Origin of the sequence: Streptomyces sp. NPDC059010 (assembly GCF_042740355.1) — a bacterium.
Lineage (GTDB): Bacteria > Actinomycetota > Actinomycetes > Streptomycetales > Streptomycetaceae > Streptomyces.
In genome coordinates, this window is sequence record NZ_JBHYJA010000064.1 from 1 (window position 1) to 22,976 (window position 22,976).

Below are 22,976 nucleotides of genomic sequence, written 5' to 3' on the forward strand. Positions count from 1 at the left end.
TACTCGCGCACGCTCAGGTCGTGCCCGGCCTGCAGGGCGCGCTCGATGTGCGCCTCGATCCTCCCGTGCAGCAGGGAGAGGGCGCACCAGCCCTGGGCGAGGGCGGTGAGCGCGGGGTCCGTGGCGGTCATGGCGCCGGTGTCCTCCGTCCCGAGGTGAATGACCTCCAGGATAGGGCATGTGTGAAATTTCCAGCGAATGCGTGTAGAGCGCGCGTGCAAGGAGTACGGGAAACTCCGTGGCCGTCGCGCCGGGGCCTGGATATCGTCGGCCCCCATGATCAGCAGACCCCCGACCACCACTCTCTGGCGACCCACCGGCCCCAAGGAACTGGACCTGGTCCGCGAGCTCGACTGGCGTGCCTGGCCCCCGCGGCTGCCCGAGCAGCCGATCTTCTACCCGGTGCTCAACGAGGACTACGCGGTGCGGATCGCCCGGGACTGGAACGTCAAGCACGACGGCGCCGGGTTCGTGACCCGGTTCGAGGTCGACTCGGACTTCCTGAGCCGGTACCCCGTCCAGCAGGCGGGCGGCGAGACCATTCTCGAACTGTGGGTGCCCGCCGAGGAGCTGGACGAGTTCAACGCCCACATCGTCGGCATGATCGAGGTCGTGCACGAGTTCCGCTGACGCCTTGCGCTGACGCCGGCCACAGCGACTACCGTCCGCGCGGCCACTCCAGCCCTCGGCGCCGCCGTCACGGCCGCGTCAGATGCCGCATCGTCAGCGCAAGCCCCAGCCTGAACCTGCCCTGCGGCGTCCGCAGCGGCCAGCCCAGCAGGTGCTCGGCGTGGGCCAGCCGCTCCTGGAGCGTGGAGTGGTGGACGTTGATCTCGGCCGCCGCCGCCCGCAGGCTCACCGTCGAGGCGACGGCGTGCAGCGTGGCGAGCAGCCAGGGCGCCGCCGCCGCTGCCGCCTCCAGGGCCTGTACGTCGGGCGGCGGCTCGGCGCCCGGTACGACGAGGTCGGCGAGGAGCGCGATGCCGCCCAGGTCGTCGGCGTGCACGACGCCGGGACCGGGGTCCTGCGCGGTGCCCTCGGCCGTGAACCGCAGCGCGACCAGCGCCTGCGACCAGGAGCGCGGCAGGTCGAGCACCGGGACGGCGGGACCCACACCCACGCGGCCGTCGGGCGGCCCGGCCTCGGCGTGCGCGGCGACGATGCGGGGGCGGCCGTCCAGCGGGGCGAGGGCCCGGGCCGGTGCGGTGGGGTCGAGCCCCAGCCGACGGGCCGCGTGCAGTCGCGCCGCCTCCGGGGCCGTGGCGTCGAGGACGGTCTCGACCAGCGCCGGATCATCGGCCGGCGCCCGCCCGCGCGTCCGGTCCAGCACGAGCCGTACGGCACCGGCGGCCCGCTCCAGGATCACCGCGTCGACGACGCTGGGCTCCGCCGCCGCGGCCCGCTCCAGCCACAGCGCCGGAGCACCGCCCGGCGTGAGCGCGGCGGACGGCCAGGCCGGGTCCGGCGGCATCTCGCTCTCCCGGCGCGTCCCGTCGGGCTCGACCCGGACATGCACCCGCCGGTCCGCGTCCACCAGCCGCGCCGGCACCCCGGCCAGCACGGCGGCCCCACGCACCAGCGTCTCCAGCCCCGCGCGGGACTCGGCGAGCCGATCGAAGTAGGCGATGACCCGGACGGCGGCACCGGCGTCCGGATCGAGCGCGGTCAGGCGCCCGGCCAGCTCTTTCATAGGCCAATGGTGCGCCATGCGGTCAAGCGGCCGGGACGGTCGGGTCACCTGTGCTCGATGCGTCGGGGCGCGCGGCCGGCCCGAAGGGGCGCGGGGTGCTGTCGGTATGCGGCTCGGCCGTGTGAGCGCGAGAAGCCACAGACCATCCGCGCCCGCACAGCCACAGAACCCGGCAGACGACAGCACCCGGCAGACGATGGGGCGCGGCTCACTCTCACTGGCTGAGCAGCCTCCGCAGCCACGCCAGATGCGCCTCCCGGCAAGCCTGCGACAGCGCCGCCTGGGGGGCGAACCCGTCGAACCCGTGGAACCCGCCGGGCCACACATGCAGCTCGGCCGCCCCACCCGCCTGCCAGAGCCGGGACGCATAGGCGACGACCTCGTCCCGGAAGGTCTCCGCGGAGCCCACGTCCAGGAACGCCGGGGGCAGCCCGGACAGGTCCTCCGCACGGGCCGGCGCCGCGTAGGCGGGAACGTCGGCACCACCGCGCCGCTCCCCGAGCAGCGCCGTCCACCCGGTCTCGTTCGCCGTACGGTCCCAGACCCCCAGCCCCGCCATCTGCCGGGTGGACGGGCTGTCGTTGCGATCGTCGAGCATCGGGCACATCAGCATCTGCCCGATCAGCTCCGGCCCCTTGCGATCCCGGACGAGCAACGCCAACGCCGCCGAAAGGCCGCCACCGGCGCTCGCACCGGCGGCCACGATCCGCCGCGGATCCCCGCCGAAGTCGGCGGCATGCTTCGCCGTCCACTCCAGACCGGCGTACACGTCCTCGATCTGCGCCGGATACGGATGCTCGGGCGCGAGGCGGTACTCCACCGACACCACGACCGCGTCCAGTTCCTTCGCCCAGGTCAGGGCCGCGTCCACGCCGACCCGGTTGTTGCCGAGCACCATGCCGCCGCCGTGGACGTGGTAGATCACGGGCCGTTCGCCCGCGTCCGCCGGGGCGGCCGGCCGGCAGATCAGCAGCGAGATCTCCGGCGCGCCCTCGGGACCGGGCACCGTCCGGTCCTCGACCTCGAAGAAACCGCCCAGGGTCAGATCCAGATCGGCCAGCATCTGGATCCCCGCACCCTGGCGGACGTCGGCTATCTCGTCCATCGTGAGGCCGGGCGAGATCACCTCCCTGATGAGCTCCAGGGCGGCGGCGAGCTCGGGGTCGAACGGGGGCGGGACCTGGGTCATGGCTTCTCCTCACACGGGGGGCACGCGTGCCCTGGGCGGCTCTGCGGCCATGATCTGCGCACCGTTCCCCGCCGGAGGGCCGCCGTTCGGCGGAACCTGCCCGCCGTACGGCGGGTGGCTCCCCAGGGTCAGGGAGATTGCCAGGACATGACTCTCTGTTCACCCGCTGCGGGTGGAAGGAACCATCGTGCGGCGGTGAAGCTGTCATAGCCCCACCTGCACCAGGAGTAACACCCGTGAACGTTTCCCTCGCCGTCTGGCTGCTGACCGTCGTGGCCCTGTGCGCGCTGGTCGCCGTGGACTTCTTCATCGGTCGCAAACCACACGACGTTTCCATCCGGGAAGCGGGAACGTGGACGATCGTCTGGGTCGTCCTGGCCTGTCTGTTCGGCCTCGGCCTGTTCTACTACGGTGGCGCCCGGCCCACGGGCGAGTTCTTCGCCGGGTACATCACGGAGAAGTCACTCAGCGTCGACAACCTCTTCGTCTTCGTCCTGATCATGGGGAAGTTCGCGGTCCCGACCCAGTACCAGCAGCGCGTCCTTATGGTCGGCGTGATCATGGCCTTGGTGCTGCGCGCCGGCTTCATCGCGGCCGGTGCGGCGATCATCTCCACGTTCTCGTGGGTGTTCTACCTCTTCGGCGCCTTCCTGATCTGGACCGCGTGGAAGCTCGTCCAGGACGCCCGCAAGGGGGAGCACGAGGAGGAGTACCAGGAGAACAAGCTCCTGAAGATGGTGGAGCAGCGCTTCGGCGTGGCCGACCGCTACCACGGCACCAAGCTGTGGATCCAGGAGAACGGCAAGCGGGTCATGACCCCGATGCTGGTCGTGATGCTGGCGATCGGCTCCACGGACGTGCTCTTCGCCCTCGACTCCATCCCCGCGATCTACGGCCTGACCCAGGACCCGTACATCGTCTTCACCGCCAACGCCTTCGCGCTGATGGGCCTCAGGCAGCTGTACTTCCTCATCGGCGGACTGCTGAAGAAGCTCGTCCACCTCACCTACGGGCTGTCGATCATCCTCGGCTTCATCGGCGTCAAGCTGGTGCTGCACGCGCTGCACGAGTCCGGCGTCCACGTCCCCGAGATCAGCATCCCCTTCTCGCTCGGCTTCATCGTGCTCGTCCTAGCGGTCACGACGGTGACCAGCCTGCGCGCTTCGAAGAAGCAGGAGCGGGCGGCGCTGGAAAGCGCCTGAAGCCGCCCAACAGATGGCGGGCCGGTGCCACGCCGGTGAGCGCCGCGACCAGCACGCACACCCCGGTCCACCCGAAGCGGCCGTAGGCGTGGGCACCCAGCCAGGAGCCGACGGTGCCACCGAGGTAGGCGCAGGTCATGTACGCCGTGTTGAGACGGCTGCGGGCCTGCGCGTCGATGCCGTAGATCCGCACCTGGTTGGCGACCATCCCGGACTGCATGCCGACGTCCAGCAGCAGCGTGCCGGCGACCAGCGCGGTCAGTCCGGGTACGCCGCCGAGGCCGCCGAACGCCAGGACGGGCGCGGACACGCCGACCACCAGGAAGCACACGAGGTTGACCCGGTCCGGTCCCCGGCGGTCCACCAGCCGGCCCGCGACCGGCGTGCACAGCATCGTCGCCGCGTTGACCAGGGCCAGCAGCCCGGCCGCCCGCGCGCTCATGCCGTACGCCGGGCCCGTGAGCAGCAGCGCCACGGCGGTCCACACCGCGGAGAACCCGGCGAACACCGTGGCCTGGTACAGGCATGAGCGGCGCAGCTCGGGCTCGGTGCGCAGCAGGCGCAGCGGTGCGGCGAGCAGCGCCGGGTAGGACGCCGCGGCGGCCGGGGGAGACGACGGCAGCAGACGGGCTAGCAGGGCGGCGACCGTCAGGGAGAGCGCGGCGGCCAGGACGTACGGCGCCCGCCAGCCCAGCCAGTCGCCGAGGGCGCCGCCCACGGCGCGGGACAGCAGCATGCCGGCGAGGCAGCCGCTGAGCAGGGTGCCGCTGACCACGCCGCTCAGCTCGGCCGGCACCAGAGAGGCCGCCAGCGGACCGGCGAGCGGGGCGATCACCGTCGCGGCGCCGACGAGGATGCTCGCGGCGGCCAGCGGCAGCAGTGTCCGCGCCGTGCTCGCGGCGAGCAGGCCGAGGCCGGTCAGCGTGAGCAGGGTGACGAGCAGCCGGCGGGGCCGCATACGGTCGCCGAGCGGGACGAGCAGGAAGATGCCGGCCGCGTAGCCGAACTGGGTCGCGGTCACCACCGTGGTGGCCGCATCGGGGGAGACGCCGAGGCCTGCCGCCACCAACGGGCCGATCGCCTGCGGGAAGTACACATTGCCCACGGCGACTCCGCACGCGAAGGCGAGCAGCGTGATCGCGGCGGTAGTCTGCCGGTGGTTGTGATCCGTCATACGCCGAAGTCCACGGCGGCGACGGCCAGTTGCCAAAGGATGTAGGCCGGGGCTTAATGATCAGCTTCCTGCTCGACGTCGACGACCTCGCGGACACCCGGTTCGCGATCTCCCCCTTGCGGGAGGTCATGGGCAGCCTGCGGGCCCTGCGCGCGCCCGGCCTCTACCCCCTGCACGCCTCGTGGCGCCGCTCGGTGCTCGACCGGCTCGACCCCGCCGACGCCCGGCTGCTGCGTGCCCTGGTCGGACAGAACCTGACCCTGCCCGACTTCCTGACCCCGCGCCCGTCGACCTTCGCACCCCTGCTGGAGGACCAGCTCGCCGTCGTGGCGGCGACGCCCCCGGAACTCGTACGACGCGACCTGCACGCGACCCATGTCCCCCACCCCCTCCCGGATGCGTTGCGCCGGATCACCGCACCCGGCGACGCACCCGTCGCGGAGCTGCTGGAGGAGCTGTGCGAACTCCTCCTGCGCTACTGGGAGTCGGCCCTTCTCCCGGACTGGCCCCGGATGCGCCTCGTGCTGGAGGCCGACATCACCCACCGCGCCCGGCAGCTCGCCACGGGCGGCGCCCACCTGCTCTTCTCCGACCTGCACCGCAACGTGCGCTGGCGCGACGGCGTCCTGCGCGTCGACCGGATGATCGGCCGGCACGAGGTGGACGGATCCGGGCGCGGGCTGCGTCTGGTGCCGTCCCTGTTCGCACACAAGCCGGCGCCCCCGGTCAGCGCCGACGAACCGCCGATGCTCGCCTATCCCAGCAGAGGCGTGGCCACCCTGTGGGAACCGTGCCCCGAGCCCGACGCCTCCGCCCTCACCGCACTGCTGGGCGCGCCCCGCACCACGGTCCTGCGACTGCTCGCCGAACCGCTTCCCACGGTCGAGCTCGCCCGCCGTCTCGGTGTCACGCCCAGTGCCGTCTCCCAGCACCTCAAGGTGCTGCACGCGACGGGGCTCGTCACCCGGGCACGCGAGGGACGGCGGGTCCTGTACCGCCGCACCCGGCTGGGCGACCAGCTCGCCGGACCGGCTTGACCCGGGCAGCTTGAGTGCCTATTCGTGATCCTCGGAGCGCGTATGAGCGGTGCTTCCAGCATCGGTGTCGGACTACGTGAAGGCCCTGGCCGCGTCAGCGTGATGCCGGTGACCATGACGCGCTGCGCACTCTTTGCTGTGCGTGCACGCATCACGGTCACCGGCATACTGCGGCGCCGGAAAGGCGCGGCCCGCCTATGCGGCTCGGGTGAGTTCGGCGCGGCCGAACAGCAGCGCGTAGCCGGAGGGGAGCCGGCGCAGGATGCGGGTGACGAGGTCGGGTCCGGCGTAGGCCGCCACGGCGGAGAAGACGGATCCGGTGTCCCAGCGGGTGGTGGCCAGGGAGGCGCCGGTGCGGGCGGCGAGGTCCTTGACGAAGGCCCAGCCGCCCAGCGGCCGGGTGTCGGGGATCTGGGCGGTGAGGATGCGCGCGGCTTCGACGGGGAGGCGGGCGGCCAGTTCGACGCGTTCGTCGCCGGTCAGCTGGCGTCCCAGTCCGGCGAGGACGCGGCGGACGGCTTCCTCGGCCTTCTCCCGGGTGGGGTAGGCGCCTTCGTAGCGAACCTTTTCCAGCATGTGCTCATACGCGCTCCCGTAGGGCTGCTGGATCGGTGCGCTGTGGTCGGACATCACTGCGATGGTTGCCTTTCTGTCACCAGGTCGTGGTGGCCGGTGAGCGGTCACCGGGGGCGGGTGGTCAGGTGGGCTGGGGGCGGCCGAAGAGGAGGCCGTAGCCCGCGGGGAGCCGCGGTCGCGCGCACGAACCGCTCAGGGGGCAGCGGCTCGGCGCTCTGCAGCGGGTTGAGCAGGATCAGGGCGAAGTCTCCCGGCAGACGCGCCGCCGGCTGGGCGCGTACCTCGCCGACCAGGTGTGCGCCCAGCAGGGCGAGCGCCCGCGGGCCGCACGGTCGGCTTCCTGCAGGGTGTCGTACTCGCCGCGTTCCGTCACACGGTCGAGGAACACATCCCGTCGCACCGTCATGACGGCCGCCATCCTTCCTCGGTCCACGGGGGCGCGGAGGACAGGCCTGGGGGGAGATCAGGTACCCGTCCTCCGCCGTTGTTCAGCCCTCATCGGGTCCGGCTCAGCCGGAGATCTCCTTGCGGCCCGATCCGACACCGATGGCGATCTTGCGGGGCTTGGCGCGCTCGGCGATCGGGATACGCAGGGTGAGCACGCCCGCGTCGTAGTCGGCATGGATGTGCTCGGTGTCCAGCGTGTCGGCGAGGACGATCTGGCGGGAGAAGGCGCCCAGTGGCCGTTCCGACAGTTCCATCTGCACGTCGTCGGCCTTCGTCGCGGGCCGGCGCTCGGCCTTGACGGTCAGCATGTTGCGTTCGACGTCGATGTCGATCGCGTCCGCGCTGACGCCGGGGATGTCGAAGGCCACCACGTACTGGTCGCCCTCGCGGTAGGCGTCCATCGGCATCGGGGACGGCCTGGACCAGGTGCCCGGGCCCATCAGCTGCTGGGCGAGCCGGTCCAGCTCACGGAAGGGGTCGGTGCGCATCAACATCGGAAAACACCTCCAGGAAGTTTCGGCAGTTGCTGCCAATGCGCTTCACTGAATCCGTTGTAACATGTCATCGGATGGATGACAAACGTGGAGTCGTCCAAACGATGACCCATTGAAGGAGGTGCCTATGACCCCGGCCGACCAGCCGTCATCGTCCAGCGCCCAACCACACAGCCCGGCGTCGTTCCTCGCCGCCGCGGCCGCCCTGCACGCCATAGACGACGCCCTGCATGCTGCCCGGCATGAGGTCCCAGGGACTGCCGAGACCGACGACGTCGGCCCCGAGCAGGCCCTGGCCTCGCTTCTGCTGCTGCGGCAGGTCCGCGAGCGGCTCGCCGGATGGGAGACCGGCCTGATCGAAACCGCCCGCGACGCGGGTGCCAGCTGGGCCGACCTCGCCCACCCCCTCGGCGTCGCCAGCCGTCAGGCCGCCGAGCGCCGCTACCTGCGCGGCCGCCCCGGACCCGAAGGGACCACCGGCGAACAACGCGTCCAGGCCACCCGCGAACGCCGCGCCGCCGAACGCACCACCGCCGCCTGGGCCCGCCACAACGCAGCCGACCTACGCCGCATCGCCGGCCAGATCACCGCCCTCACCGACCTGCCAACAGCAGCCCGCAACCCGCTCAGCCAGCTCCACGCGGCCCTCGCCCACGACGACCCCGCCGACCTCATCCACCCCCTCAACGCCACCCGCCCCCACCTCACCCCGGACCACCCCGACCTCGCTGCCCAGCTCGATGCTCTTACGAACCCCGCCACGAATCCGGCGGTGTGATCAGGCGGCTTCCGGGACCACGTAGCCGTGGGCGACGTCGCGCCGTTCGGCGGGACGGGCCTTGCGACGGGTGAGCCGACGGGTCATCAGGCGGGGCTGTGCGCACCCGGCGGCGGGGCGATGTCACCTTCGCTCGCGGCGCGGACCCCGCCTCCAACGGGGCATCGCACACCGGACAACACCGCTGAAGCAGCGGCCCGACAAACCCGGACGCACCGCCGGGATAGACCTGCCGAAAGATCCACATCAGCACCTCAGACACAGGCTTGACTTCGAGAGCGCTCCAAGAACTAGCGTCGAAAAGGTCGGCCGGGACAGGTCCTGGCGATCCGGGCGAACGGAGACAGCCATGCGCGTCGGAGTGCACATCAACCGGTTCGACCACTCCGGAGGGGGTCCCGCGCTCGGCGCCGAACTCGCCGCCGCGGGCACCGCCGCCGAGGCGGCCGGCGTGAGCTGGCTGTCGGTGATGGACCACTACTTCCAGATGGAGTTCAACGACCGGGCCGAGGACCCGATGCTGGAGGCCTACACCACCCTCGGCTATCTCGCCGCCCACACCTCCACGCTCCGCCTCGGCGCCCTGGTGACCGGCGTGACCTACCGCCACCCCGGCCTGCTCGCAAAGATCGCCACCACTCTCGACGTACTGTCCGGCGGCCGGGCCACCCTCGGCATCGGCGCCGCCTGGTATGACCGGGAGCACGAGGGGCTCGGCGTGCCGTTCCCGCCGGTCGCCGAGCGTTTCGAGCGGCTGGAGGAAACTCTGCGGATCTGCCTGCAGATGTGGGACCCGGAGGCCAACGGCCCCTTCGAGGGCCGGCACTACCGGCTGACCGAGACCCGCTGCGTGCCGGCGCCCCTCAGCTCCCCGCACCCCGAGATCATGATCGGCGGGGGCGGGGAGAAGAAGACGCTCCGGCTGGTGGCCCGGTACGGCGACGCGTGCAACCTGTTCACCACCTCGCCGGAGCAGGTCGCGCACAAGCTCGACGTGCTGCGCCGCCACTGCGACACCGAGGGCCGCGACTACGACACGATCCGCAAGACCGTCGCCTACGGCGCGGACCCCGCCACCGAGGGCGACCTGGACGCGTTCACCCGGGACATCGCGGGCTACACGAAGCTCGGCATCGACACCGTGATCCTCTCCCCGCGTCTGGGCGAGACCTCCGGATGGATGGAGAGCTTCGTGTCCCGGGCCGTTCAGCGGCTGGCCGAACTCGACTGAGCCTCGGCGGGACGGCTGCGGGAGACGACACGTACCCCGCAGCCGTCGACGACCCGCATCTGCAGCGAACCGCAGCTGCAACGCGTCCACACCGTGTGGCCGGTCGTGGTGCTGTGCCGGGAGAGCACCTGGAAGGGCTCGGCGCCGTCGGGCCACCCGCAGTGCGGGCAGACGGTGGCGGTCGTGCTGGTCATGGCGACTCCTCGTACCTCGTGGCTGGTTGGCCGTCGCGACACGATCCAGGGTGCGTCCCCATCTCCTTACACGTCCAGGTTGACTTTCTGGAGCCGACCTTGAAGCGTAGGCTTCATGATTGACCTGCGCCGACTGCACGTCCTCAGGGCCGTCGCCCACTACGGCACGGTCACCGCCGCCGCCAACGCCCTGCACTTCACCCCGTCCGCCGCCTCGCAGCAGATCCGCCAGCTGGCCCGCGATCTGGACGTCGACCTGCTGGAACCGCAGGGCCGCGGGGTGCGCCTGACCGCCGCCGCCGAGAGTCTCCTCGCGCACGCCGACGCGATCGCGGCCCGCTGGGAGGAGGCGGAACTCGATCTGCGCGCCGAGTACAGCGCCCCCGCCGGGCCACTGCGCGTCACCGGTTTCCCGACGGCCGTGTCGGTGCTGCTGGCGCCGATGGCCGTAGGGCTGCGGGAGCGGCATCCGCAGCTGACCGTGCGGATCCTGGAGGCCGCGGTGAAGGAGAGCTTCGACCTGCTCTTCGAGGGGGAGGCCGACCTGGCCGTCGTCGACGTCACCCCGCACAACCCGCCGCTCGGTGACGCGCGCTTCGACCAGCAGCCGCTGCTGGACGACCCGTACGACCTCGTCGTCCCCGAGGATCATCCGCTGGCCGGGCGCGGGAGCGTCGACCTGGCCGAGACGGCGCACGAGGACTGGATCGCGCCGGTGCCGGACAACCCGTGCCGTACGCATGTGATGTCGGCCTGCGGGGCCGCCGGCTTCACGCCCGGTGTGATCCACCACGCGGTGGACTGGAACGTCACCGCCCACCTCGTCGCCCACCGGCTGGGCGTCGCCCTGGTCCCACGGTTGGCCCAGCTGCCCCCGCACCTGCCCCTCACCCGCGTCCGCTGTGCGGGCAACCCGCACCGCAAGCTGCTGACCTGCACGCGCCGTGGCTGCCGGGAGCGCCCGGCGGTGGCGGCGGCACTGCGGGAGCTGCGCGAACTGGCGCCGACGGCGGTGGCGTGACAGGGAAGACGCGGGTGAAGCGGGCGAAGCAGGTGAAGGGCTCGAAGCAGGCGGAGCGGGCGGAGCAGGCGAAGGGGGCCGGAGCAGGTCTGCTCCGGCCCCCTTCGGGGTCTGCCCTTGGTGCCGTCGATCAGGCGGCGACGGCCTCGCCCGCGTGGCCGTGGACGCGCGCGATGACCTCGGTCAGCTGGGCGGCGACCTCGGCGTCGTCGGCCGGGTGGGTCTCGGCGAAGCGGGTCACCGAGCCGGGGATGGACAGCTTGACGTCCTCCAGCACCTTGCCGCCCGCGATGCCGACGGCCTTGCGGGTCTCGTCCTGCGCCCACACGCCGCCGTACTGGCCGAAGGCCGTACCGACGACGGCCACCGGCTTGCCGCCGAAGGCGCCGGCGCCGTACGGGCGGGACAGCCAGTCGATGGCGTTCTTCAGCACGGCCGGGATGGTGCCGTTGTACTCGGGGGAGAAGAAGAGGAACCCGTCGGCGGCCTGCGCGGCCTCGCGCAGCTCGGTGGCGGCGGCGGGGACGCTGCCCTCGACGTCGATGTCCTCGTTGTAGAAGGGGATCTCGGCCAGGCCCTCGAAGAGCACGACCTCGGCGCCCTCGGGAGCGAGCTTGACGGCCGCCTCGGCCAGCTGACGGTTGTGCGAACCGGCACGAAGGCTGCCGACGAGCGCGAGGATGCGAACAGACATGCGAACTCCAAGGGTGCTGAAACACTGCCGTTACGATCCGGACCGAGGTCCGTTTACTTTTCTAGCATCCCAAACGGACCGCGGTCCAGTTTCATTCCCGATGCTTTACGCTGGCTTCATGTCCGCCGACCTGCCGCCCTTCCCCGAGTCTCAGGAACCCGTCGGAGCACCCCAGTTGCTGGAGGTCGGCTCCGCGGCCGACGAGCCCTGCCTGCGTGCGGACGCGGCCCGCAACCGCGCCCGGCTGCTGGAGGCCGCCACCCGGCTGATCGCGGAGCACGGCGTGGCCGGGGTCACCATGGAGGCGGTCGCGGCGGCGGCCGGGGTGGGCAAGGGCACGGTCTTCCGCCGCTTCGGCGACCGCACCGGCCTGCTCACGGCACTGCTGGACCACTCCGCCCGCACGCTGCAGGCCGACTTCCTCGGCGGGCCGCCGCCGCTCGGCCCCGGAGCGCCGCCGGTCGAGCGGCTGCGGGCGTTCGGCGTCGCGGTGCTCTACCGCACGGCCGAGCAGCTGGAGCTGCGGCTGGCCGCCCAGCCGGACCCGGCCCGCCGCTTCTCCCACCCCTCGGTCCAGGCACTGCACACCCACGTCACGATGCTGCTCCGGCAGATCGTGCCGGACGCCGACTGCGATCTCCTCGCCCAGACCCTGATGGCCTCGCTCGACCCCGCCCTGATCAACCACCTGACCAGGCAGTGCGGCATGCCCATGGAGCGGCTGGAGCAGGCCTGGACCGACCTGGTCGCCCGCGTGACGCGCACCGGGGCGTGAGCGGGCGGCCACCCTGCGCCGAACCCCGCTCACCGGTTCTGCAAGGATGCGGTACGTCATGGTGCAGATACCGAAAACGCCCGCGCCCGCTTCCCCCGCACTGCGCTCGGTACCCACGAGCGCCGATGTGGCCCGCCTGGCCGGCGTCTCGCGCGCGACCGTCTCCTACGTCCTCAACAACACCAGCGCCGTCCGGATCAGCGAACCAACCCGCCGCCGCGTCCACGAGGCCGCGAAGGAACTGGGATACGTCCCGCACGCAGCCGCCCGCAGCCTGCGCGCCGGGCACAGCCGCATGGTCCTGATGCCCGCACCGAGCTTCCCCGTCGGCCCGCTCTACAGCCAGTTCCTCGGCGACCTCCAAGCTGCTCTCGGCCGCCTCGACTACACCGTCGTACAGCACGGCAGCGTCGGCCTGCACAGCGACGAGGCCGCCCGCGCCTGGGCCGAACTGCGCCCGGTCGCCGTCCTGGTGCCGGGCTCCGGCCTCGGCCCGAAGGGCGTCATGGTGCTCAAGCGCTCCGGCGCCCGCGCCGTGGTCACGCTCGGCCCCGAGTCCGTCGACGGCGCACACGCCCTGCTCATGGACCACGAGGCCGTCGGCCACTGCGCCGGCGGCCATCTCCACGCCCGCGGCCGGCGCCGTATCGGCGTCGTCGTGCCCGAGGAGGACGGCCTGGAGTCCTTCTCCGCGCCCCGTCTCGAAGGCGTGCGCCGCGCCCTGCACGGCACGGACGCCACCGTGACCGCGCTGCCCCTCGCCTACGACGAGGAGTCCGCCGCACGGCTGGCCGCCCGCTGGCGCGCCCTCGGCCTCGACGCGGTGTTCGCCTACAACGACGAGTACGCGATGCTGCTGATGCGCGCCCTGCAGGACGAGGGCCTGCGCATTCCCGTCGACGTGGCCGTCATCGGCGCCGACGACCTGATGCTCGGACGGCTCCTGCGGCCTAGGCTGAGCACCGTCCACATAGAGCTGCCGTCCGGCCGCGACCTCGCGGAACTGGTCGACCGCGCGGTACGCGACCCCGCGGCCACGCCCGAGACCCACAAGGTGCTGGGAGCGGCGGTGGTGCACCGCGAGTCCAGCTGAGGCGTCGCGAGCGGGTCCGGCCGGCGGACCGGCGTACTTCACGTACCGTCGGAGCCAGGGAGGCGTGGGATGCGCACGAGGGTCGGCATCATCGGCGGCGGGCCCGCCGGGCTCCTGCTCGCCCGTCTGCTGCACCGCGCGGGCGTCGACTGCGTGGTCCTGGAGAGCCGGACCCGCGAGTACGTCGAGCAGCGCCAGCGGGCCGGGATGCTGGAGCAGGGCACGGTCCACGCGCTGCACGAGGCCGGCGCCGCCGAGCGACTGCAGGCCGAGGGCCTGGTGCACCAGGGCATCGAGCTGCGCTTCGCCCGGGAACGCCACCACATCGACTTCCCGGCCCTCACCGGCGGCCGCACGGTGACGATCTACGCCCAGACCGAGATCGTGAAGGACCTCGTCTCCCTCCAACTCGCCGACGGGCCACCGCTGTTGTTCGAGGCCGAGGCGCTCGCCGTCGAGAAGCCGGACAGCGAGACACCCGTCGTACGGTTCCTGCACGAGGGCCGCGAGCAGACGCTGACCTGCGACTGGGTGGTCGGCTGCGACGGCTTTCACGGGATCTCCCGCGACGCCTTCCCGGCCGAGGCGAGCCGCTCGTACGCGCACGACTACCCGTACTCCTGGCTCGGCATCCTCGCCGAAGTGCCGCCGTCCGCCGCCGAGTTGATCTACGCGCGCGGCGACCACGGCTTCGCCCTGCACAGCATGCGCTCACCGACCGTCTCCCGGCTCTACCTCCAGGTCCCGAACGACACCGACCCCGACGACTGGCCCGACGACCGCATCTGGGACGAACTCGCCGCCCGCTTCGCTATCGACGGCGACTGGACCCTGCACCGCGGACCCGTCACCGCCAAGTCCGTGACCCCCATGCGCAGTTACGTCCACGAACCCATGCGCCACGGCCGGCTGCTGCTCGCCGGGGACGCCGCCCACATCGTCCCGCCGACCGGCGCCAAGGGCCTCAACCTCGCGGTGTCGGACGTACGGGTCCTGGCCCGCGCCCTCAGCGCGCTGTACCGCACCGGGGACACGCAACTGCTCGACAGGTACTCGGAGTTGTGCCTGCAACGCGTGTGGCAGGCCACCCGTTTCTCCGACGACATGACTAGGATGTTGCACACTCAACCAAATGGGGACGCGTTCGAGGCCCGGATGCAGCTGGCACGTCTGCGCCGGATCACCGCGTCCCGTCACGCGGCCGCCGAACTGGCGGCGAACTACTCGGGACTTCCGCTCCCCGTGTGAGTCCCGCCGGTGATCGAACGGAGAGTCGCAATGCCGTTGCTCGACCCCAAGGCCTGGCAGTCCAGCTCCCTGTCGGGAGGCGAGTACGCCGTCACCGAGCCCGCCACCGGCGACCCCCTCGGCACCGTCACTCTGGCCGCTGCCGAGGACGTCGGTACGGCCGCCGAAGCCGCCCGCGCCGCCCAGGCGGAGTGGGCCCGCGTCCCGCACTTCGTACGCGCCGGAGTCCTGCGCAAGGCCGGTGACCTCTTCGCCGCGCACGCCGACGAACTGCGCGACTGGCTGGTCCGCGAGTCCGGCTCCATCGCCGGCAAGGCCGACTTCGAGCTGCACGTCGCCGCCCAGGAGTGCTACGAGGCCGCGACCCTTGCCTCCCGCCCGGCCGGACAGATCCTGCCCAGCGAGGCACCCCGGCTGTCGTACACGCGCCGGGTCCCCGTCGGCGTCGTCGGCGTGATCGCGCCGTTCAACGCCCCGCTGATCCTCTCCATCCGCTCCGTCGCCCCGGCGCTCGCGCTCGGCAACGCGGTCGTGCTGAAGCCGGACCCGCGCACGGCGGTCTGCGGCGGGCTCTCGCTGGCCGCGGTCTTCGCCGAAGCCGGTCTGCCCGAGGAGCTGTTCCATGTCCTGCCCGGCGGTCCGGACGTGGGCCAGGCGCTGGTCGCCGACCCGCGCGTGCCGGTCATCTCCTTCACCGGGTCCACGGCCGCGGGCCGGGCCGTCGGCGAGGCCGCCGGACGCCATCTGAAGCGCGCGCACCTGGAGCTGGGCGGCAACTCCGCCCTGATCGTGCTGGAGGACGCCGACCTCGACGCGGTGATCTCCACCGCCGCCTGGGGCTCCTTCTTCCATCAGGGCCAGATCTGCATGACGACCGGCCGCCATCTCGTCCACCGGTCCCTGTACGAGGAGTACGTGGAGCGCCTCGCCGCCAAGGCCGACTCCCTCGCCGTCGGCGACCCGCACCGCGCCCAGGTCCACCTCGGCCCGCTCATCGACGCCGGCCAGCTCGGCAAGGTGCACGGGCTGGTGGAGGCCAGCACGTCCAGGGGCGCCAAGCTGGCCGCGGGCGGCACCCACGAGCAGCTCTTCTACCGGCCGACCGTGCTCGCCGGCGTCGACGACGACACCCCCGCGTACGCCGAGGAGGTCTTCGGCCCGGTCGCGCCCGTCCGCCCCTTCGGCACCGCCGACGAGGCCGCCGCCCTCGCCGCGGCGAGCTCCTACGGTCTCTCCCTCGGCATCGTCACCCGGGACGCCGCCCGGGGCCTCGACCTGGCCGAGCGCATTCCGACCGGCATCGTGCACATCAACGACCAGACCGTGAACGACGAGGCCGTCGCCCCCTTCGGAGGCATCGCCGCCTCCGGCACGGGTGCCCGGTTCGGCGGCGAGGCCAACCTGGAGGCGTTCACCGACGTGCGCTGGACGACGGTGCGCGGCGACGTGGCGCCGTACCCCTTCTAGACCAGGACCTCACGGTCCCCGAGGCCCTCACTGGCCGTTCTGCTCGGCCTGCTCCTGCTGGGCGGCCACGGCCTTGTGGACCTCGTCCATATCGAGTCCACGGGCCTGCCCGATGACGTCCGTGAGGGCGGACTCGGGCAGGGCACCCGGCTGCGCGAACACGGCGACACGGTCACGGACGATCATCAGCGTCGGGATCGACTGGATACCGAAGGCGGCGGCCAGCTCCGGCTGCGCCTCGGTGTCGACCTTGCCGAACACCAGGTCCGGGTTGTCGTCCGCCGCCTTCTCGTAGACGGGGGCGAACTGACGGCACGGCCCGCACCAGGACGCCCAGAAGTCGATCAGGACGAACTCGTTGTCCGTGACCGTCTGGTCGAAGTTCTCCTTGGTGAGCTCCACGGTGCTGCTCATGGCGTTATCCCTCTTCCTGGTATGCGGCGAAGCCGTCGGCGACAACACGACCGTACGACCGCGTATTCCTTCGTATCTCCGCGCGCGTACCCGTGTGGCCACGGCGCACACCACCCGTAAGACTGACCCCATGACGGAAACGGATTCCATCGCGTACGACGTCGTGGTGCTCGGGGCCGGGCCCGTGGGGGAGAACGTGGCCGACCGCACCCGTGCGGCCGGCCTCTCCACCGCGGTCGTGGAGAGCGAGCTGGTCGGCGGCGAGTGCTCGTACTGGGCGTGCATGCCCAGCAAGGCGCTGCTGCGCCCGGTCATCGCCCAGGCCGACGCCCGCCGCCTGCCCGGCCTCAGCCAGTCCGTACAGGGCCCCCTCGACGCGGCAGCTGTCCTCGCCCGGCGCAACGAGTACACCTCGAACTGGCACGACGACGGCCAGGTCGGGTGGCTGACCGGCATCGGCGCCGAGCTCTACCGCGGCCACGGCCGCCTCACCGGGCCCCGCACCCTGGAGGTGACCGGCCCCGACGGCGTACGGCACGTCCTGACCGCCCGGCACGCCGTCGTCGTCTGCACCGGCAGCCGGGCCGTCCTGCCCGACCTTCCCGCGCTCGCCGACGTCAAGCCCTGGACCAGCCGCGAGGCCACCGGCGCGCAGGCCGTGCCGGGCCGGCTGATCGTGGTCGGCGGGGGAGTGGTCGCCACCGAGATGGCCACGGCCTATCAGGCCCTCGGCTCGCGGGTCACCCTCCTCGTCCGCGGCAAGGGCCTGCTGAACCGCATGGAGCCGTTCGCCGGCGAACTCGTCGCCGACGCCCTCAGCGAGGCCGGTACCGATGTTCGCACCGGGACCTCGGTGGAGTCGGTGACCAGGGCGAACGGCACCGTCGTGGTCGTCACCGACCAAGGCGACCGGATCGAGGCCGACGAGATCCTCTTCGCCACCGGGCGTGCCCCGCGCACCGACGACATAGGCCTGGACACCGTCGGCCTGACGCCGGGCTCCTGGCTGGAGGTCGACGACAGCCTGCGCGTCACCGGCAACGAGTGGCTGTACGCGGTCGGCGACGTCAACCACCGCGCCCTCCTCACCCACCAGGGCAAGTACCAGGCCCGCATCGCGGGCGCGGCCATCGCCGCCCGCGCCTCCGGCGTCCCCCTCCTCGAATCCGACCCCTGGGGCGCCCACGCCGCGACCGCCGACCACTCCGCCGTCCCCCAGGTCGTCTTCACCGACCCCGAGGCCGCCGCGGTGGGCCTGTCCCTGGCGGAAGCGGAACAGGCGGGCCACCGGGTCCGCGCCGTCGACTACGACCTCGCCTCTGTCTCAGGAGCGTCCCTCTACGGCGACGGCTACCGCGGCCGCGCCCGCATGATCGTCGACCTGGAACGCGAGATCCTCCTCGGCGTCACCTTCGTCGGCCCCGGCGTCGGCGAACTCATCCACTCGGCGACCGTCGCCGTCGCCGGCCAGGTACCGATCAGCAGGCTGTGGCACGCGGTTCCGTCCTATCCGACGATCAGCGAGGTGTGGTTGCGGTTGCTGGAGTCGTACCGGGACAACTGACGTCCGATCAGCCGACGCCGAGGCTGTCCCGCCATGCGCGGGACAGCCTCGGGCGCAGGAACACGACGCCCTGCTGGGTGCCGACGGCCAGATCGAGCACCCGGCTCGCGGGCAGGGCGGTGAGCGAGGTGACGAGTGCGGGCAGGGGGGTGGACCAGATCTTCTCGCCGCTGGGCAGATCGCACAGGGCCACTCCGTGCTCGTCGCTGACCGCGACCAGGGTCCGGCCGCTCGGGGCGCGGCCCGTCCAGAGCAGGCGGCAGGCGGGGACGGGCAGCCGACGCGGGGCATCCGGGTGCGCGGAGTCCCAGACGGTGACCGGGGCGGCGTGCGCGTCGTCGGAGGCTTTGGGGTCGAGGAGGAGCAGTACGGCGCTGTCGTCGGCCAACTCGGTCCAGCGGATGAAGTAGTCGGTGCCCGACGCCAGGGTGCGATGGCGGCCCGCCGAGAGGTCCGCGTCGGCTCGGCTGCCCCGTACGACGTGTCGGTGGCCGGTCGGCAGATCGATGACCTCAGTGGTGCCGTCCCGCCCCTGTTGTGCCACCCATCGCGTACCCGCGCCGGTGTGGTGGGGCAGCAGGAGCCAGACGTCGTCGAGGAGTTCGACCGGCGTGCCCTGACCGGGCGTACCCGCCGAGACGTCCCACAGCCGACCGTCCGTGGCACCGGGCGGCTGCTCTGCGCCGGGCTCGCTCTTCCCAGAGGGGGAGGTGGAACGTCCGCCCACGCTGCGTTCGAGAAGCAGTGTCCTGCGGACGCCCGTCATCAGTACGGTGCTTCCGGACGATGTGGTGAACGCCGCCGAGCACACCCAGTCCCGGCCCGGATCGATGGGCCCGGGGAGGTCCGTCCAGTCCGGGTCCGCGTCGGGGGTGGCCAGGAGCCCCACACGGCCCCGGATCGTGTCCAGCCCCAGGAACCGAGTGTGCGGCTCGTGATCGGTCGGCGGCAGGAGATGTGCCTGCACATGGGAGTCGGCTGTACCGTGCAGCCAGGTCAGGTTGGTGGCCTCGGCACGTGTTCCCTGAACGACGCGGTGCCAGACCGGGTAGGAGTACGGCATGGACGAGGGCCAGCCCGGCAGGTCCGAGGTGTGCTCGGGCTTCACATGTCCGGTGTACTCCCACGAGAGCAGGTGCAGTGTTCCCCCGGAGTCGACGGAGCACGTCTGTTCGGAGATCTCGTCCGCCGTGAGGCCGTCGACCAGAGAGAACGTCGTGCCGTGATCCGGCGCAGGGGCGGGAGCGACGTGTCGGGAGACGCGACCGGACACGGCGATGACGCCGGGGGAGTCCTGGGGCCAGGGGACAAGCGCCTCGATCTCCGGTGCGGACAGCTCCGCGGACGAAGACCGCTGCTCTCCTGGCCGCTTGTGCTCGTCCCACCGCCACAGCCGTGCCGTTCCATCGTTGCCCACGGCGAGGATGTCCGGACCTGAGTCCCCCGATGAGGGCAGCAGGTGCAGGCTGCACACCGCTCCCTCGTGGCCGTGCAGCGGTGAGCCCATGGCCTCCACAGTGGCGCAGTTGACCACCCGTAAGGGGCTTCCATAGCCGACCATCGCCGCGTACAGCCCGTCGGGCAGGAGGACGGGGGCCTTGAAGCGGGCGCGGCCGTCCGGCTTGCCCCGGGCGGCGACGCGCTGCGGCGGGGCGTCGAGACTCGCGATGAGCAGATCGTCGTAGTCCTGCGCCACGAAGACGGGAGAGTCCTCGCTGCCCAGCGCGAAGCCGTTCTCCTGCCACGAGAAACCGCTGAATGGCATGGGCAGGGTCCGCCCGGATCCCGGGTGAAGCAGCGTCAGTCGGGTGCGGGGCTCGCACACCGCGGCCACGGTGCCCCTGCTGCCGCGCATGTGGTCGACCAGGACGGGCTGCGTCAGGCCATCGAGCAGCACGGCGACATCGCCGTCTCCGTCGAGTGAGTGCAGGGTGACACGGCCGCGAACGCCATCGCACAACAGGAGCCAAACCTGGCCGTCCTCGAAATGGGCGAGGCAGGCGGACGGTCCGACCTTGTCGAGGTTGTCCGTGACGATCGTCTCGCAGTCCACCACGACGAGCGGCTCCAACAGAGGCAGGGAGTGCACCATGAGGCGTTCGTCGTCCCCGCACACGAGCACGAGCGTGCCGTCCGTGCGGAATCCGGCTTCGAACAGCACAGTCGCTCCGCTCGGGACCGTGTGCGTCAGCGTCTGGTCGGCCACGTTCCAGATCCGGATGTCGCCCTTGGAGTCGAGGGTGACGGCCTGCGCCCCTCCGGTGCCGTCGATCAGCAGCGCAAGGCCCGCGACGCTCGACGGGTGCGGCAGGATCGTCGACTGCGACGGGTTGTCGAGGCGCCAGACATGAACATGAGAGGCCAGCGGCGGGGCCGCCAGCACGATCCGGCCGCCGTCCGGCAGGGTGACGTCCTCGATCGTCCAGTTCGGGTTGTACGCACGCGTCATATAGGCGTCCCCGTCGTGCCGTCCCACCACCTGGTGCGGCGTGATCTCCCGGGGCTCGACACGGATCTCCTCCAGCACGTCCGACATCTCCTGCGCCTGCCCGGCGACCGCGTGCTCCCCGTACGTCTCCGTCACGAAGGCGAGCAGCGAGGGCCGGTCGACCAGCGTGGCGTCGGTGCCGGTGACGAGGTACGCGTAGCGCTCGACCGCCATGGCGAGCATGGGGCGGCGCAGCGCCGACCGCACCGCCGGCAGCAGAGTGGTCGGCTCGGCGTGGACGACGAAGGACGCGTCCTCGATGAGGTCGTCCAGCTCACCCGAGGCCGCGGCGTGCGTCGCCAGATGGGAACGCACATAGGGATGCGCGCGCGACCAGTCCCGGTCGGGTACGAGCTCCAGCAGCGTCTCGACGAAGCACTCCTGAAGGTCCGCCAGGTCGCGATGGTTCAGGGCCCGCCACTTCAGATGGTCCGTCAGTTCCTGGTGGTACAACCGGAAGTACTTCGTCCCGTTCACCTCGGCCTGCGCGAGATACGAGCCGTCCTCGTCCAGCAGCAGATCGATGTCCGCCTGGACCAGGGCGATCCCCGACACTCGCGTCGCCACCCGAACCCACAGCCGGCGCGGCAGGCCGTTGCCTTCTCCGAAGGCGAGGGAGGTGAGCAGGGCGATGGTCTTCGTGTGCCGTTCCTGCGGCAGCCGCTGGAGGTAGGCCTCGAAGGCGCCGCCCACGTCCGAGGGCAGCTGTTCGGCCCAGCCGGGCGCGGCGGTGTCGACGACCGGGCCGCGCAGCAACGCGCTCGCGGTCATACGGGCGACGAGAAAACAGCGCCCGGCCCGGCGGGCCACCTCGTGCGCAACCCGGCGGGCGACCTCGGGGTGGTGCTCGTACGGCGCCCCGGCGTCGCACAGGATCTTCGTCACGTACTCGGCCGGATCCGTGTCCTGCGCGTACGCGCTGTCGTCCAGGTCGATGACGGGCACCTGGCCCCCGAGATGGGGCAGCAGCTCGCGCCGGGAGCCGACGACGAGCCGGACGCAGGCCACCGCGGCGAGCGGGCGCAGCAGCTCCCAGGCGATACGACGGGCCTCCGCCTTGTCGCCGGCCGGGCCCGCCTCGTCGAGCGAGTCGACGACGATGCGGAGAGGTTGTCTCCGGTCCGCAAGTGTCGTGAACAGGGCCACCGGCGTAGCGGCCCGGACGTCCGCGGCGGCGGCGATCCGGCTCACCAGCGCCTCAAGCGTCTGGTGGTGCGCGTTGACGGAGGCGTCGGCACACCCCTCCAGCACCAGTCGGCCGAGCACGGCGGACTTGCCCGAGCCCGGGTCGGCTGTCACGACCAGGATGCGCCCCTCACGCTCGCCGTCGAGATGCGCCCGCGCCTCCTTCAGGGCCCGACCGCGGCCGGTGAAGTACGACCCAGGGTCATGCACATGCTCCACGCCACGCCCGCGTGGCTCGAAGTGCGAGGAGACGTCCGAGGCGTCCCCGTGGGCCTGGCCGTCGCCCGTGATCTCGGCATGCGGCTCGAAGAACGGGTTCCCGAAGAACGGGGGCCGCTCGGACTGGTCGACGGACGAGCACGCGGCACGCTGGGCCAGCCCCGCCGCCAGGAAGGAACGGTTGACCCGTTCGGCGAGCGTGCTGGGCGCCAGATGGCGCTGTGACGGGCCGTCACCCTGAGCGTAGGCCTTGGCCAGTTGGCTGACGAAGGCCCCGTCCACCGCCAGATCGCGGTGCCGGGCCGAGGCCAGCAGCCAGGTGCCGCCACCGAAGGCGTCGGCGCGCCCCCGGCCCGCGACGATGGTGTCGGTGACGGTGCTGATCTCCGCCGTGGCCGCGGCCGCGTGACAGGCGTCCACGACGAACAGGACGTTGCGGACCGGTGAGGCGGCCAGGATCTCGGCGAGGTTCGGCAGCGACAACCACGAGCGCGGACGCCCGAGTTCGCTGTCCGCACAGGCCAGCCGGTACTGGCCGGCCGGAGACCGGTCCCCGTGCCCGGCGTAGTACACGACGATGACGTCCTCGCCGCTCAGTCCGGGGGTGCCGCACCAATCCGCCAGGGCGTTCTCGAAGGACTCGGAGTCGGGGTCGTGGGACACGGCGGTCAGGACGCGGTCGTAGCCCATCGACGTGAACAGCTCCGCCGCTCGTTCGACGTCCTCGTGGGCGAGGGGGAGTTCGGCGGCCTCCCGGTAGTGCCGTGTGCCTGCCGCGACGACGTAGCGCTTCATC

General features: G+C 71.9%; 20 protein-coding genes and 2 pseudogenes. 11 read left to right on the forward strand and 11 right to left on the reverse strand.

The genetic code is table 11. The features are described from left to right. Positions 1–131, reverse strand: a pseudogene (locus tag ACFWYS_RS42280) (MarR family transcriptional regulator); the annotation flags it as partial. A gap of 145 nt (positions 132–276) precedes the next feature. Here ACFWYS_RS42280 and ACFWYS_RS42285 point away from each other — a divergent pair. Continuing rightward, positions 277–630 carry a hypothetical protein gene (locus ACFWYS_RS42285; protein ID WP_384781562.1) on the forward strand — a complete coding sequence of 118 codons (354 nt, stop codon included), beginning with the start codon at positions 277–279 and terminating at the stop codon, positions 628–630. 67 nt (positions 631–697) lie between these two features. Here ACFWYS_RS42285 and ACFWYS_RS42290 read toward each other — a convergent pair whose 3' ends face one another. Further along, on the reverse strand, positions 698–1,690 hold the full coding sequence (locus tag ACFWYS_RS42290) for a helix-turn-helix domain-containing protein (RefSeq protein WP_384781564.1): 993 nt from the start codon (positions 1,688–1,690) through the stop codon (positions 698–700). Between the two features lie 214 nt (positions 1,691–1,904). Next, positions 1,905–2,879, reverse strand: coding sequence for an alpha/beta hydrolase (locus ACFWYS_RS42295; protein ID WP_384781566.1), 975 nt, complete (start codon positions 2,877–2,879; stop codon positions 1,905–1,907). Between the two features lie 236 nt (positions 2,880–3,115). Here ACFWYS_RS42295 and ACFWYS_RS42300 point away from each other — a divergent pair, with 236 nt between their 5' ends. Continuing rightward, positions 3,116–4,081, forward strand: a complete 966-nt coding sequence (locus ACFWYS_RS42300; protein ID WP_384781568.1) for a TerC family protein — start codon at positions 3,116–3,118, stop codon at positions 4,079–4,081. On the opposite strand, the gene ACFWYS_RS42305 is transcribed toward ACFWYS_RS42300, so the two are convergent. Beyond that, a complete protein-coding gene (locus ACFWYS_RS42305) occupies positions 4,017–5,255 on the reverse strand; it encodes an MFS transporter (RefSeq protein ID WP_384781570.1) in 1,239 nt (412 codons plus the stop codon). The genes ACFWYS_RS42300 and ACFWYS_RS42305 overlap by 65 nt on opposite strands. Before the next feature lie 56 nt (positions 5,256–5,311). On the opposite strand from ACFWYS_RS42305, the gene ACFWYS_RS42310 reads away from it, so the two are divergent. Continuing rightward, positions 5,312–6,292, forward strand: a complete 981-nt coding sequence (locus tag ACFWYS_RS42310; RefSeq protein WP_384781572.1) for a metalloregulator ArsR/SmtB family transcription factor — start codon at positions 5,312–5,314, stop codon at positions 6,290–6,292. A gap of 195 nt (positions 6,293–6,487) precedes the next feature. On the opposite strand, the gene ACFWYS_RS42315 is transcribed toward ACFWYS_RS42310, so the two are convergent. From ACFWYS_RS42315 to ACFWYS_RS42325, 3 genes and pseudogenes are all read right to left on the reverse strand, one after another. Beyond that, positions 6,488–6,922, reverse strand: coding sequence for a DUF2267 domain-containing protein (locus ACFWYS_RS42315; RefSeq protein WP_384781574.1), 435 nt, complete (start codon positions 6,920–6,922; stop codon positions 6,488–6,490). A 113-nt stretch (positions 6,923–7,035) separates the two neighbouring features. Next, positions 7,036–7,274 (reverse strand): annotated as a pseudogene (locus tag ACFWYS_RS42320) (DUF2267 domain-containing protein); the annotation flags it as partial. 103 nt (positions 7,275–7,377) lie between these two features. After that, complete coding sequence (locus tag ACFWYS_RS42325; RefSeq protein ID WP_384781576.1) at positions 7,378–7,809, reverse strand: Hsp20/alpha crystallin family protein; 432 nt, start codon at positions 7,807–7,809, stop codon at positions 7,378–7,380. Positions 7,810–7,936: 127 nt separating this feature from the next. Here ACFWYS_RS42325 and ACFWYS_RS42330 point away from each other — a divergent pair, with 127 nt between their 5' ends. After that, positions 7,937–8,587, forward strand: coding sequence for a type III effector protein (locus ACFWYS_RS42330; protein ID WP_384781578.1), 651 nt, complete (start codon positions 7,937–7,939; stop codon positions 8,585–8,587). A 349-nt stretch (positions 8,588–8,936) separates the two neighbouring features. Next, complete coding sequence (locus tag ACFWYS_RS42335) at positions 8,937–9,818, forward strand: LLM class F420-dependent oxidoreductase (RefSeq protein WP_384781580.1); 882 nt, start codon at positions 8,937–8,939, stop codon at positions 9,816–9,818. On the opposite strand, the gene ACFWYS_RS42340 is transcribed toward ACFWYS_RS42335, so the two are convergent. Further along, entirely contained in the window at positions 9,794–10,012 is a 219-nt protein-coding gene (locus ACFWYS_RS42340; RefSeq protein WP_384781582.1) for a hypothetical protein, read from the reverse strand. The two genes, ACFWYS_RS42335 and ACFWYS_RS42340, sit on opposite strands and share 25 nt — an antisense overlap. Positions 10,013–10,127: 115 nt before the next feature. Here ACFWYS_RS42340 and ACFWYS_RS42345 point away from each other — a divergent pair, with 115 nt between their 5' ends. Beyond that, positions 10,128–11,033: a LysR family transcriptional regulator gene (locus ACFWYS_RS42345; RefSeq protein WP_384781584.1), complete on the forward strand. Its 906-nt coding sequence runs from the start codon at positions 10,128–10,130 to the stop codon at positions 11,031–11,033. 130 nt (positions 11,034–11,163) lie between these two features. On the opposite strand, the gene ACFWYS_RS42350 is transcribed toward ACFWYS_RS42345, so the two are convergent. Further along, the gene (locus tag ACFWYS_RS42350; protein WP_384781586.1) at positions 11,164–11,727 is read right to left on the reverse strand and encodes an NADPH-dependent FMN reductase; all 564 of its coding nucleotides are present in this window, start codon (positions 11,725–11,727) and stop codon (positions 11,164–11,166) included. A 100-nt stretch (positions 11,728–11,827) separates the two neighbouring features. On the opposite strand from ACFWYS_RS42350, the gene ACFWYS_RS42355 reads away from it, so the two are divergent. From ACFWYS_RS42355 to ACFWYS_RS42370, 4 genes are all read left to right on the forward strand, one after another. Then, a complete protein-coding gene (locus ACFWYS_RS42355) occupies positions 11,828–12,502 on the forward strand; it encodes a TetR/AcrR family transcriptional regulator (protein WP_384781588.1) in 675 nt (224 codons plus the stop codon). Positions 12,503–12,560: 58 nt separating this feature from the next. Continuing rightward, positions 12,561–13,595, forward strand: coding sequence for a LacI family DNA-binding transcriptional regulator (locus tag ACFWYS_RS42360; protein WP_384781590.1), 1,035 nt, complete (start codon positions 12,561–12,563; stop codon positions 13,593–13,595). A 69-nt stretch (positions 13,596–13,664) separates the two neighbouring features. Then, positions 13,665–14,843: a 4-hydroxybenzoate 3-monooxygenase gene (locus ACFWYS_RS42365; RefSeq protein WP_384781592.1), complete on the forward strand. Its 1,179-nt coding sequence runs from the start codon at positions 13,665–13,667 to the stop codon at positions 14,841–14,843. A gap of 30 nt (positions 14,844–14,873) precedes the next feature. Next, the gene (locus tag ACFWYS_RS42370) at positions 14,874–16,310 is read left to right on the forward strand and encodes an aldehyde dehydrogenase family protein (RefSeq protein WP_384781594.1); all 1,437 of its coding nucleotides are present in this window, start codon (positions 14,874–14,876) and stop codon (positions 16,308–16,310) included. A 27-nt stretch (positions 16,311–16,337) separates the two neighbouring features. On the opposite strand, the gene trxA is transcribed toward ACFWYS_RS42370, so the two are convergent. Continuing rightward, a complete protein-coding gene (trxA, locus tag ACFWYS_RS42375; protein WP_384781596.1) occupies positions 16,338–16,724 on the reverse strand; it encodes a thioredoxin in 387 nt (128 codons plus the stop codon). 130 nt (positions 16,725–16,854) lie between these two features. On the opposite strand from trxA, the gene ACFWYS_RS42380 reads away from it, so the two are divergent. Beyond that, the gene (locus ACFWYS_RS42380; protein ID WP_384781598.1) at positions 16,855–18,288 is read left to right on the forward strand and encodes a dihydrolipoyl dehydrogenase family protein; all 1,434 of its coding nucleotides are present in this window, start codon (positions 16,855–16,857) and stop codon (positions 18,286–18,288) included. A 7-nt stretch (positions 18,289–18,295) separates the two neighbouring features. On the opposite strand, the gene ACFWYS_RS42385 is transcribed toward ACFWYS_RS42380, so the two are convergent. Beyond that, positions 18,296–22,975: a caspase family protein gene (locus ACFWYS_RS42385; RefSeq protein ID WP_384781600.1), complete on the reverse strand. Its 4,680-nt coding sequence runs from the start codon at positions 22,973–22,975 to the stop codon at positions 18,296–18,298. Between the last annotated feature and the right edge of the window lies 1 nt (position 22,976).